General features: G+C 36.6%; 13 protein-coding genes and 1 pseudogene. 2 read left to right on the top strand and 12 right to left on the bottom strand.

From position 1 onward, the window contains the following. Positions 1-236 precede the first annotated feature (236 nt). The 4 genes and pseudogenes from B5G00_RS19420 to dcm form a co-directional block, all read right to left on the bottom strand. A complete protein-coding gene (locus B5G00_RS19420) occupies positions 237-677 on the bottom strand; it encodes a hypothetical protein (protein ID WP_242971410.1) in 441 nt (146 codons plus the stop codon). A gap of 27 nt (positions 678-704) precedes the next feature. Beyond that, a pseudogene (locus tag B5G00_RS17260) lies at positions 705-1,704 on the bottom strand (ATP-binding protein); the annotation flags it as partial. Between the two features lie 146 nt (positions 1,705-1,850). Then, positions 1,851-2,819: an NgoBV family restriction endonuclease gene (locus B5G00_RS17255; RefSeq protein ID WP_087274902.1), complete on the bottom strand. Its 969-nt coding sequence runs from the start codon at positions 2,817-2,819 to the stop codon at positions 1,851-1,853. Beyond that, a complete protein-coding gene (gene dcm / locus B5G00_RS17250) occupies positions 2,791-4,290 on the bottom strand; it encodes a DNA (cytosine-5-)-methyltransferase (protein ID WP_087274901.1) in 1,500 nt (499 codons plus the stop codon). Before dcm ends, B5G00_RS17255 begins: the two co-directional genes overlap by 29 nt. Before the next feature lie 170 nt (positions 4,291-4,460). Here dcm and B5G00_RS17245 point away from each other — a divergent pair, with 170 nt between their 5' ends. Next, positions 4,461-4,919, top strand: a complete 459-nt coding sequence (locus B5G00_RS17245) for a very short patch repair endonuclease (RefSeq protein ID WP_087274900.1) — start codon at positions 4,461-4,463, stop codon at positions 4,917-4,919. 49 nt (positions 4,920-4,968) lie between these two features. Here B5G00_RS17245 and B5G00_RS17240 read toward each other — a convergent pair whose 3' ends face one another. The 8 genes from B5G00_RS17240 to B5G00_RS17210 form a co-directional block, all read right to left on the bottom strand. Next, complete coding sequence (locus tag B5G00_RS17240; RefSeq protein ID WP_087274899.1) at positions 4,969-5,343, bottom strand: TnpV protein; 375 nt, start codon at positions 5,341-5,343, stop codon at positions 4,969-4,971. Between the two features lie 4 nt (positions 5,344-5,347). Beyond that, entirely contained in the window at positions 5,348-6,763 is a 1,416-nt protein-coding gene (locus tag B5G00_RS17235; protein WP_275532381.1) for a plasmid recombination protein, read from the bottom strand. A gap of 191 nt (positions 6,764-6,954) precedes the next feature. After that, complete coding sequence (locus B5G00_RS17230; protein WP_087274897.1) at positions 6,955-7,182, bottom strand: DUF5348 domain-containing protein; 228 nt, start codon at positions 7,180-7,182, stop codon at positions 6,955-6,957. Between the two features lie 117 nt (positions 7,183-7,299). Continuing rightward, a complete protein-coding gene (locus tag B5G00_RS17225) occupies positions 7,300-8,637 on the bottom strand; it encodes a virulence-associated E family protein (protein ID WP_087274896.1) in 1,338 nt (445 codons plus the stop codon). Beyond that, positions 8,582-9,256, bottom strand: coding sequence for a CHC2 zinc finger domain-containing protein (locus tag B5G00_RS17220; protein WP_087274895.1), 675 nt, complete (start codon positions 9,254-9,256; stop codon positions 8,582-8,584). Before B5G00_RS17220 ends, B5G00_RS17225 begins: the two co-directional genes overlap by 56 nt. 187 nt (positions 9,257-9,443) lie before the next feature. After that, entirely contained in the window at positions 9,444-9,614 is a 171-nt protein-coding gene (locus B5G00_RS19060; RefSeq protein WP_164496703.1) for a hypothetical protein, read from the bottom strand. Positions 9,615-9,632: 18 nt separating this feature from the next. After that, entirely contained in the window at positions 9,633-10,685 is a 1,053-nt protein-coding gene (locus B5G00_RS17215; protein ID WP_087274894.1) for a site-specific integrase, read from the bottom strand. Positions 10,686-10,698: 13 nt separating this feature from the next. Continuing rightward, positions 10,699-10,890, bottom strand: a complete 192-nt coding sequence (locus B5G00_RS17210; protein ID WP_009243123.1) for a helix-turn-helix domain-containing protein — start codon at positions 10,888-10,890, stop codon at positions 10,699-10,701. Between the two features lie 201 nt (positions 10,891-11,091). Between B5G00_RS17210 and B5G00_RS17205 the strand changes: the two genes are divergently transcribed. Continuing rightward, positions 11,092-11,625: a helix-turn-helix domain-containing protein gene (locus tag B5G00_RS17205; protein ID WP_087274893.1), complete on the top strand. Its 534-nt coding sequence runs from the start codon at positions 11,092-11,094 to the stop codon at positions 11,623-11,625. The last annotated feature ends 9 nt before the right edge of the window (positions 11,626-11,634 follow it).

Raw genomic sequence — 11,634 nt, 5'->3', positions numbered from 1 at the left:
TATAAACAGATAAGTAATTCGACAGCAAAAAAGCAGAAGTTCCGACAAGACAATTATACATATCTGTTTCTTATCAAAGAAGAATTTTTCCCATAGACACAGAAAATTTTACGCCCTCGACTGATGTATTGCGGTGTGCAAATGGTGATTTTTCGTGTGATTTGTGTGAAAAAATCCGGATTTTCCGTTGTGTCCGTGTGGTTTTTTGGGATTTTGTTATCATGGTGTTATCATGATTATGGCTCAACAATTCCAGCTGCACTCTGCTGTTCGATAAACGTTCGCATTAAGTCTATGGATTGCTTTAATTCTTCTCTTGTATACCTTGGATTATTTTTATTTTCCGGATGATGTATCTGATGTCGTATATATTCTGTCAAAACTTTCTGTTCATCTATAATAGAGTTATTCCTACCTATGCGTTTGTATAATCTCGTTGGCCTTCCTTGAATATACGAGCTTTTCCATCCCTGAAATTCTATAAATGAATATAATTCATCATGATATTCCTCTGTAACTTCATTAAATGCTATATAATTTACTTCATTTAATGACGGATATTGAAGTTGTCCCGGAAGAACGCCTAATATTTCTTTATTTCCTTCTTCATTTTCTTTAATAAGGCGTAAATCTGTAAACTGTAATTGCTTAACAATGTAAGAACTATGTGTTGTCAATATAACCTGCGTATTTGCGACTGAAGCTAATGTCTTAAAGGCTTCTATTAATATCCGCTGATTATCTGAATGTTGTGAAGTTTCTGGCTCTTCTTACTCCGCTTCCCCGTTTATTAATTGGAATATCTTCATCGCCTGATATTGATACATTTTTAAAGACATCCTGCCACTTAAGACTGTCTGCTGATGGGATTATCGGATTCAAACTTGCTGCAATTGCTGGATCCATTTCTCGAAGTTTAGTTAATGTTCTATCTGCTACTTCTTTTAATTTGTTTTCAACCTCAGTTGCAACCTCTGCCAATGTTGCCTGTAATTCTGTATCACTCAAAATTTGTTTTACAGCTGTTTTCAATGGATCTTGTATTTCGTCATCTCCATCGCTATTTTTTCTATCTGACTGAAATAATGAATATGTCGGTAAATAATTCGATAATTTTTCCCAGATCTTCTTCGCATCTTCTTTTGATGCATCAATCTCTATGACATCCTGCTGCAAATCATCGGAAAATTTATTCCAAATTGCTTTCCTCATTTCAGCATTTACAGTTTGATTTTCACATTCAATATTTTCACTTTTTATTATCTTTTTTAAATCACTATTCTTTTTTAATAATAATTCTGCACATTTACCATTCGTTGGATGCTTAGCTTTAATAAATACTTTGGCCGCCCCACCATTTTTATATCTCTTTATGACTTCCAGCTGCCCATCAGCATTAAGCATAAATTCATCTTGCAACGAAGTCTCAACTGTCGAATCTATAATTATCTTTTCTGGTAACTCCGAGAAACATACAGAAATTTCTATATCTAAATCTTCTTCCTTTTTGCCTCTCACATTAACATCCGTTTTATCTAATTTTATTACACCTTTTCCATCATTAAAAAATATATCTAAGGCTTCTAAAATCGTAGATTTTCCAATATCATTTTTTCCAACAAAGACTGTTAAATCATTTAATTCTATTTTTGTTTCGTCTTTGTATCCTCGAAAATTCTTAATTTTTATAGAATCTATTTTCACCTAATCTCCTCCATTTCTATATTTTTCCGTCCATTGTTAGCACTCTTGTTCAACGAGTGCTATTTTAGTTTATTATAGACTGCTCGTATATTCTTGTCAATTCTAAAAAATGGACAATCCATCTTAGACTGTCCATTCTTTCTATCTTACCCTTCCAATTCATCAATTTTAGCTTGCGCTTTATTTATTTTTTCTTTAGCCTTTTCCGCATTCTTTTTTTGCTTTTCTATATCATCCTGTATTTTTCCAACTTTACCCACATTATTTTTTTCTTGCTCTGCATGCAATTTTTGATGATACAGTTGTATTCTCTCTTTAATTTTCTCATACTGATCTGTTGCCTTTGCCAAATCACTTTTTGCTTTTTCTAACTTCCTAACAGATTTTAAATCATATTTATCTTTTATTTCAGACCATCTCGGAATACTAAGATCAATCCCCGTTTCCTGTTTATAACTTCTCAAAAAAGTTGCTTTCCAAGTTCCAGCATTATTATGTGTCTTAGGATTTTGAAAAACTGCCTCTTCTATGGCTGAAATGAAATCTTCAAGTGATTCAAAAACTGTATAGTCTGTTCTTGCCGTATCCTCCGCATACCAAATTCCTGGTCTTATTTTATGTACAACATTATCTTTGATTTGTAAATTAATAGGCCAATCTTCCATTCTTCTTGTAATTTCCCAAACCTTTTTCAACCATACATCTTTTATTGTAACAACTCCATCGTCATTCATATCATATCCAAAAATCAAGTAATCAACATTTAACATATATGGTTTATTGATTATTTCTTCTTCATACATTCTAAAATCAGCAATATCAAATCCTGGTCCACGGTTTCGGTTAAAGGCTTTTACTTCCAACAAATTTTTGGTTTTATCATCTGGATTTAAGAAAAAATCTGGTGGCATCTGAGTATTTTCACTTGGAGCATACTCTATTCCTCTCTTATCCAGCCACCCTTGCAACCATTCCTGCATGATATTTCCCACAACATCTCTCTGCTTTACAATAATGTTCACATCACCTAAATAAAATTTTATCTGTCCTTCTAACTGTAAAATTCCATCTTCATTTACCAATTTATCATATACTTCTTGCGCTGTTAATCTCATGTACGTTCCCCTTTCTACATTTTTCCCCGATTCTTTTTGATATAGCTTTTATAACAGGAACACAGACTGTATTTCCTAATAAATCAAATGCCTCTTTTTCATTCACAATAGATAAATCATATTCTTCTGGATATCCGCAAAGTCTCTGTCCCTCACGTATTGTTAATCTTCGAAGGCCTCCATTATCAATTATTCCTAATTTAGAAACATCCATTGCTACTAAAGTTGGTGCGAGTTCATTAGGATCTAATATTTTTGAAAATTCAAATGACAATTTACCGGCAACAATATTATATCCTTTTTTCTTTGTTTCGTCTGGTATCCGTCTTCCCTCTTCCAATTTTCTCGGATATTCGTATGTCAAATATCCTTTCTTTTTTAAATCCTTTAACATCGTATGCAATTCTGGATTATCATAAAAAGTTTTAATTTGCTTTTCTGTTAAAGGCATTCCGTCCATCCAGTCAATTCCTATCTCCTCTGCCCATTTCTTTTTTCTCCGTTCCCTTAACATCAAATTCAGTAATGTTCTCTCTTCTTTACTTGTAGAACCTTTTAATTCAATTTCCCATGAATGTATGTTGTTTTCTCCTCCCCTTTTATCTTTAATGGATTTTCCAACAACTTCTTCCGGTGTATAATTTTTAAATAATTTCTTCGTGAAATTGCTCTCTACTGTAGGCAATCCATGTTCTAACACTTCTCCAAGTGTAACTGTTTTCTTTTCAAAATTATCCAAATTAATTTTTGCATCTAACATGCCAACAATATACACTCTTTTTCTACTTTGCGGTAAACCAAAATATTGTGAATCTATAAGTTTATAATTTACATTATATCCCAATTTTTGTAGGTGATCCACAATTACTGCTAATGTATTACCACCATCATGATTTACCAATCCCTCAACATTCTCTAACAAAAATCCTTTTGCTGCCTTACCTGCATCCATTTTCTCCTTTAAAATTCTTTCAATTTCAAAGAACATCGTCCCCCTTGTATCAGCAAATCCCAAGCCTTTTCCTGCTGAACTAAATGGCTGACATGGAAATCCTGCTAAAAGAAAATCAAAATCCGGTATCGTATCTGTCTCTATCTGTGTTATATCCCCATATACCTTTTCATTTCCAAAGTATCCCTGATACGCTTTAATTGCATATTTTTTAATTTCAGATGAAAAAACACATTTTGCTTCAAGTCCTACTTCACGCAAGCCTTCTTCAAACCCAAGTCTAATGCCACCTAACCCAGCAAACAAATCAATAAATCGAATTGTACTATCAAAGGATTCTTTTTCTTCTTGAATTCTTTTTGCAATAAGGTTTGCACACTTTTCTGAGAATGAAGCTCCTACTCCATAATAATTTATTTCTTCTTGTAATTCTGGTGTTAAATAAACTTTAAAACCAACCTTTTTTTCTTTCAATGACACGGATTTTCTTCCAGCATTAACTCTTTTTCCGCCTTGCATATTAATCCTCCATAGCAAATATAAACGTTATTTTTATTATATCAATTACATTTGATTTTTCAACCCTTAAAATTCATTTTTCAAGGGACCAAATATATGTATTTTAAGAATCCTTATTGAAAAAAAGAAACTTCCCTGATAAAATCTATCAATAAAGGTAGGTGATAGTATTGACCCGCACATCCACTACTATTTCAAACAATATGCGTAAGATCCACAGCAAAGATACTTCCATAGAATTATTACTCAGAAAAGCTCTATGGCACAAAGGTTATCGCTATCGTAAAAATTATAAGGCTCTCCCTGGTTCTCCTGACATTGTTCTTACCAAATATAAAATTGCTATTTTTTGCGATAGTGAATTTTTTCACGGAAAGGATTGGGAGATTCTCAAACTTCGCCTTGAAAAAGGGAAAAATCCAGACTTTTGGATCAAAAAAATTGAGCGAAATCGTAATCGTGATTATGAAAACGATAAAAAGCTTCTATTTCTAGGCTACACTGTCCTTCACTTCTGGGGGCAGGACATTTCCAAACATACAGATGAATGTTTACAGGCCATTGAAGAAGCCATTTGGGATACAAAATTTTCTGATACAGCCACCGACTATGATATATCTGAAGAATAGCCCCTCCTATACAGGAGGCTGTCCACAACGCCTGCAAACAGCCTCTTTTCTACATAAAGATTATATTTTTATATACTATTTCTTCAGCAGTTGCTTTGATATTATTCATCCTCCGCACCCATTCCATCTGATTCTGCCTCTTCAGCTCTTCCGTCACTCCCCACTGTTCAGCCATCTGCTCCATCAGCATCTCAACTTTTTCTCTTGCTTCCTTATCAACCTGATTCAGATGCTTCGTCAGTTTCCCGGTCAATACAAGATACTGATACCTGGCACTCCGGTGCTCTTTCAGAAACTGCTTCCGGATTATTCCATATTTTCCATATGTAGGTTCTTCCTCATTGATTTCCAGATCCGGCAGATAATAATCTCCATGCAATGTGTAACTCAGTCCGTTCTTTTCATCATAAATCTGTTTCTTCATATTCTTACAACTCCATTCCTCTGTACTTTGCTTTATTCTTCTTAATTTGTGCATTGTATTCTTCACTTCGCTCTTTTGCCCACGGTATACGATCACTTATTTTTTCCGGCATCTGCTCTTTCTGCTTTTTCGCTTCAAGTTCCTCCTGCATCCGGATATCGTCCTGCACCAGTCTTTCTACCATATCTTTCCCCAGCATGCGTAAAAGTCGATTGTATCTGTCTGCGAGCTTCTGCAGTATTTCTTTCTCACCGGATAATTTCTGATAATCCTTCTGAACTTCCGCCAGTTCCTTTTTTGTTTTTTCATGCTCCTGCTTTTTCTGCTGGAACTTACTTTTCCAGTTATCTCTTTCTCTTGTAAGTTCTTTCACCTGTGCAGCCATCGCACCAATTTTATTCTTCATTTCAATGAACAATGGTTTGATTTTCTTATCCCGGTAAGTTACCGCACGTTCCAATGCTGTCGCTTCCGGCAGAAATGTTTTGATCATTCCATATTCTTTTATTTCCTTGCTGACATTATCCATCACTGGTTGCAGAAATTCTCTTCTGTCTTCCAGTTTTTTCAATTCCGTTTCTGCTTTCTCTGCACGTTTTTCTGCGGTTTCTTTATCTTTCTGGAACTGAATTTTTTCTTCTTCCAGCAGCTTAATGTCTGCTCGTGCTTCTGCAATCTGAGAAGTCAGACCTTCTTTTTCAACCGTCAGATATTCTTTTTCCTGTTCCAGTTCCTGCACTTCCTTTTTGCGTTCTTTCTTCTTAAAATTATAAACATCCAGGTGCTCTTCATGTGTACCTTTCTGCTCCCATTCAATTCCATGTTGCTTTGCGATTTCCGCCAGCACTTCCTTTTCATGATTTATCCACTGATTCAGTTCTGTATCATGCTTATTTCCACCTTGAAATCCAAGACTTTTCAATGCCTGTTTCAGTGAAACTCTGGTATCCATTCCTTTTCCCTTCCAGTTGGTCACATAAGGAACAAAGTCAATATGCAGATGCGGAGTAGCTTCGTCCTGATGCAGATAGCAGCTAAATACCCGAAGTGTCGGATTCCGTTTCTGGAAGTCTTTCACATATTCGTCCAGTACCTTTACAGCCAGATTTCCTTCTAACGTTCCCACTGCCATATCCTCACGATTACCAATCTGGAATATTACTTCATGGAACAGCTTCTCCTGTTTGCCCTGTCGGATTTTTTCATAATAATTTGCAATCTGCCGGTCCTTTCTTTTCCCGACATTGTATCTCTCCGCAGCATCGTCAAACAGTTCCTTATAAACTTCTTTCAGATTCTCATTCTTATAACAAATGTTCAATTGCACTCTGTCCGGATCTACATTTTCTGCTACAAAATCCCGTCTGTTATGAGCCAGTGAACCGGCTCCGATCATGCCACTGATTGTCCGTTTCATCATAAATTTTCTCACCTCTTTTCTACTCGAGTGCCAGACATGGCACATAATTTTTATTTACGCCAGTTATGGCGATATTTAAGAAATTTTCGCCGGATACGGCGGTTTTGTTACTTTTGTCAAAAGTAACGCAAAAGCACTTTCGACAGCCGTACCGTCCATCAAAAGTCCCCTTGCGCCCTGCCGGGGGCTATTTATTTCGATATCCTTGCCTGCACATATTCCAAATCTCCACAATAAGGTGTCCCCACCAGATACCATTCTCTTGCCAGATTCATCTCCATTCTGGTCTGTACCCATTCATCACCTACCAGCACTTCCAGTCCTTCTCCACAGTGAAATCCTGTATCAATCCATAAGTCTGATGATAATAATCCATATCTTCCATTACTACTGTTGTATCCTAATCTTCCCTGTTTCATCATTTTCTGCTCCTTTCCAATTTGTAAACGGAATTTGTAAACGGTGCTCAAAAGATTTTAAAAGTTAACTTTTTAAGTTTTTCCTTCAAGTTCCGTTTACATCGTTTACAATAATCTTTACTCAAACGGTATCTCCAACTGTTCCGGTACTTCCATAAAGCCGTCTTTATCTTTCTTCACAGAATCTTCCATCCTTTTCCATGAACGCTGTATTCCATATTCCTTTCCGAATCGATGTGTACCATGTGGTTTCCAGCCTTCAATTGCATTGTTCATAATATTAGCAATCTCTTTACCTTCCCACTGTTTCATTTCTCCGGTTCGATGTAGCGCTTCATCGAACAGAATTCTGGTACATACATACTCGTCATCGTAGTCATCAAGAAATGCCTGTATGATTCCGGCATTGGTATCTTCCGGCATAAATTCTTTCTGCAGACGCTTTGCCTCTTCTTCAATTTCCTTTGTAAATCCTAAGAACACATTTCCCTGTCGATACAGTACCATTGCCTCTGCCCAGGCCTGTTCGATATAGGCTTTGCTCTCTGCCTCATTGTCAAGAATATGAACTTCTGCTTTTGACATATTTGTCATCACCGGAGCAAATCGTCTGTTTCCGGTTCTGTCCAGCGGAAGAAAATTCAGATCATTTGAAGTACCGCAAAATACACACTGTCTCGGTCTGTCTTCCGGGTGAACTTCATAAGGTACTTTGTAAGTTTCTTTCTGTCTGCTAAGAAACGATTTAATCTGTTCAATATTCTTTGCTGTGATAGTTGCCTTCATTTCTCCCATTTCGATAATCCAGTGGTTCTGCAGTTTTCTGTAAATATTTTCATCGTCCAGATGATCCAGATTGTCGCTGAACCATTCTTCTTTTATCGCTAGATATTTGAAAAATGTGGACTTTCCGGCTCCCTGACTTCCAACCAAACATAACATAATATCATATTTTATTCCCGGTTCATAAATTCTTGAAATCGCTGCCAGCATGTGCATTTTCATTACTCCGATTGTATATTTGCTCTTTTCTGCTCCCAGAAAATGTGGAAGCATATTTTCTATTCTTGGAATTCCGTCCCAGACCAGACTCTCCAGATAATCCCTAATTGGGTGATATTTATTTTCATTGGAAACAATATCTATTCCTGCTTTGATCACACGCTCACTTGTCAGTTCATAATTTTCTTCCAGATACATCTTCAGATTATTTTCATCAGTATCTGTAACCGTAGGACTGTTATTCCTCCGCTCCCAGGGAACCTCTTTTACAATGTCCATTCTTCCGGAAAGTTCATTTCGTTTAATCGCTTTTTTCAATACCAGATCATTTTGAAGTACGGTTACACAATTTCTAATTGTCTGCTTTGTTCTTCCTTTATCCGTATGCTCCAACATATTATTGACATCTTCTGTTGTAAGCATTTCCTCGTTCACAATATCTTCTAATTCCATCAAGGACTTCTCGCTGATATTCGTTAATTCTTTCTTCAATTTTTTCAACCTCCCTTCTCTTCATCTTGAAAAACTCTACAATCTCTTCTCCTGTTCCAAACATCAGCACGTCCAGATAGTCATTTATCTTTCTTTCATTTGCCAATGCCTCCGTAAATAATTCGTGCCACTCTTCTTCTGGTTCTGGTCTGTAAAACTCTTTCCAAAACTGAATCCATTTCAGATATCTGATCAGCACGTCTGTTGCATGTTTCAACCACTGCTCCAGTTTTTCTCTGATCATCACAACTTTAGGTTTCTTTGATACCAAAGTATTCCTGCTTTGGTGCGTCCTTTTGTATTTGTTTCTGTCTTCAATTTTTATATCCAGTCCAAAATCTTCTATCATCTTTTTCGCAGCTTCATACTGTGATATTCCAAATAACCTTGCTGTAAAATCTATCGCATCACCGCCCACTCCACATGCAAAACAATGATAGATTTTATCTGCCTTCATACTTGGGTGTCGGTCTTTATGAAACGGACAACATGCCATTCCATTTCCCTTTACTTTAATCCCGTAATGCTCCGCAGCCTGTCTCGCTGTCACACATCCTTTTACCTGTTCAAATAATGTCACTTCTACCTCCTGCCCCTCCGGGCAAGTCTCTGATGAACAGATATTCGGGAATTGTTGTATCTTTCAATTCGTGATATACTGAATCTGCCAAGATGGTATATCAGTGAATCTGATTATCAGAGAACTTGCTCAGATATTTTGTCTGGGCTTTTTCTTTTTGTCTGTCAGTAGTCATAGCTTTTGCTCCTTACACAAATCTCCTTGTAGGAATAATAATAATTTCAAATTTGCTTCCGTCCTCTAATTCAAGAAGAATCACATAATCTGAATCTCGATCTGGTAAAACGGAACTTATCTTCAGCTTCTTACTATAATTGAGCGTATCAAATATTTTTCTGACTACTTTCTTTGTTTTCATGTGTCTTTTCCTCCATATTTAACGTTTGTTGTCCAACATCTCAGCTACCTTTTTTTGCTGTGACGGATACAGGTGACCATAAGTGTTCAATGTCATCTGAATATCTTTGTGCCCCAGTCTTTCCTTGATGATCAGTGGCTCTACACCCTGATAAATCAGATATGCTGCATGGCTGTGACGGATATCATGCACTCTGATTGGTTTTACACCGGTCAATGCTTCATATTTCTTGAGCCGTTTCTGCAGTGTTCTCGCCACAATCGGAAATAACCGCTGATTTTCCGGAAATCCATAATGCTTCTTCGCATACTCCTGCACCTCTTCTTTAAGAAAATTAGGAATATCAATGGTACGGACTGAATTTTCTGTTTTTGGAGTATCAATCACATCTCTTTTCCTGATCCGGTTATAAGTCTTATTGATATGCAAAAGATTACCACTCATATCAAAGTCTGAAAGACTCAATGCCAGAAGTTCTCCTTCCCTGATTCCTGTCCAGAACAGGATTTCAAATATCAGATAATCCTCACTCTCTGGCTCAATCCCGGCGATAAAGCTGTCATATTCTGCTTTCGTCCAAAATTCCAGCTTATTAGCATCCGATTTCCCCATCTTTTTTACTTTCTTACATGGATTTTCCTTCAGATTGTAAATTTTCTGTGCATGATTAAACAGTGCATTTAACTGATTCTGAATCATACGCTCATAAGTCTTGCTGTAACCTTTTTCCTGAATGGTGTTCTGCCACTGGATAATCTCTGCCGGTGTGATCTCATTCATTTTTCTTGTTCCAAAATACGGAACAATGTGCTTGTTCATCATGTGCTGCTTGTTACGGATTGAATTTTCTTTCAGTTCATTCTTTTTATCTTCAAAATAGACTTGAATAAAACTGTTCATCTCCATTTTCATATCCGCTGCAGTCTTTCTTATGAATTCCTTTTCATAATTCAATGCTTCTTTCTTTGTCTTGAACCCTCTTTTCAGCTTCTGCGTTTTCTTACCTGTCCAGTCAATATAGCGGAAGCTCACATACCAGGTTCCCTGTGTTTTGTCCTTGTAAGCTGACATCTTAAAACCTCCTTCACACTGCTCTCTGAGAGCATCCATAAAATTTTGTTTCCCAGTAGGGACGTGGAATCTTTCCACGAACTGCCACATATCCTTCCTTTGCAAGTTCATCATTAAGCTGCTTCAGAATGGAATATGCTTTACTGCGTTTCACGCCTAATTCTTCCATGACATCATCAACAGTCATCATATAATTAGTTCTCATAGCGTCCTCCTTTCCAGTCACTTTTGTGACTCTTTCGATGTTTTATACTATAATTCACTTTTGTGACTTTGTCAATAACCTTTTGCGAATTTTATTTTTATATTCCATTCTCATTTTCATACTCTGCGAAAATCAACCTCTTTCGTATCATTCACTTTTGTGCTAGAATAGAATCACAAATATAATTAAGGAGGCAGCATTATGGTAGGTAAAAAAATCCGGGCATACCGGGAATTCAGAGGGTACAGTCAGATACAGTTAGCCGAGCTGTCCGGCATTAACGTAGGTACGATCAGAAAATATGAACTTGGAATCCGGAATCCAAAACCGGATCAGTTAGAAAAGATAGCAACTGCACTGGGATTAAATGTAAGTGTTTTTCTGGATTTTAATATTGAAACAGTCGGAGATGTACTCTCCCTGTTGTTTTCTATTGATGATTCAGTAAACCTCTCGCTTGCAGAAACACCTGATCAGAAGGTTTCACTGACGTTCGATAATCCTACAATGCAAGACTTTTTCAGGAAATGGTGTCAATTTAAAAATGTCTATGAAAAGGAAAAAGCTGAAATATTAGCTATCGAAAATGAAGATATAAGACAGGAAGAACTAGATAAGCTGAACGCTACTCAGGAAGAATGGAAACTGCGTGCTATGGGAACTACGATAGGTTGTCATACTATCGTAAAAAAGGGTACTGAAGATACTATTATCAAGACATATGATCTTACATAAGGAGGTGTT

It is taken from the genome of Blautia sp. An46 (assembly GCF_002161645.1).
Classification (GTDB): Bacteria; Bacillota; Clostridia; order Lachnospirales; family Lachnospiraceae; genus Blautia; species Blautia ornithocaccae.
The sequence above is the reverse complement of the archived record's forward strand: the minus strand, read 5'-3'. Positions and strand labels throughout refer to the sequence as shown.

What these genes read in the sequence shown, in the direction of transcription:
- B5G00_RS17210 (WP_009243123.1), bottom strand. Translation starts at nt 10,890, where the DNA reads ATGAGAACTAATTATATGATGACTGTTGATGATGTCATGGAAGAATTA.
- B5G00_RS17225 (WP_087274896.1), bottom strand. Translation starts at nt 8,637, where the DNA reads ATGGAATTAGAAGATATTGTGAACGAGGAAATGCTTACAACAGAAGAT.
- B5G00_RS17230 (WP_087274897.1), bottom strand. Translation starts at nt 7,182, where the DNA reads ATGAAACAGGGAAGATTAGGATACAACAGTAGTAATGGAAGATATGGA.
- B5G00_RS19060 (WP_164496703.1), bottom strand. Translation starts at nt 9,614, where the DNA reads ATGAAAACAAAGAAAGTAGTCAGAAAAATATTTGATACGCTCAATTAT.
- B5G00_RS17205 (WP_087274893.1), top strand. Translation starts at nt 11,092, where the DNA reads ATGGTAGGTAAAAAAATCCGGGCATACCGGGAATTCAGAGGGTACAGT.
- dcm (WP_087274901.1), bottom strand. Translation starts at nt 4,290, where the DNA reads ATGCAAGGCGGAAAAAGAGTTAATGCTGGAAGAAAATCCGTGTCATTG.
- B5G00_RS17235 (WP_275532381.1), bottom strand. Translation starts at nt 6,763, where the DNA reads ATGATGAAACGGACAATCAGTGGCATGATCGGAGCCGGTTCACTGGCT.
- B5G00_RS17215 (WP_087274894.1), bottom strand. Translation starts at nt 10,685, where the DNA reads ATGTCAGCTTACAAGGACAAAACACAGGGAACCTGGTATGTGAGCTTC.
- B5G00_RS17255 (WP_087274902.1), bottom strand. Translation starts at nt 2,819, where the DNA reads ATGAGATTAACAGCGCAAGAAGTATATGATAAATTGGTAAATGAAGAT.
- B5G00_RS17240 (WP_087274899.1), bottom strand. Translation starts at nt 5,343, where the DNA reads ATGAAGAAACAGATTTATGATGAAAAGAACGGACTGAGTTACACATTG.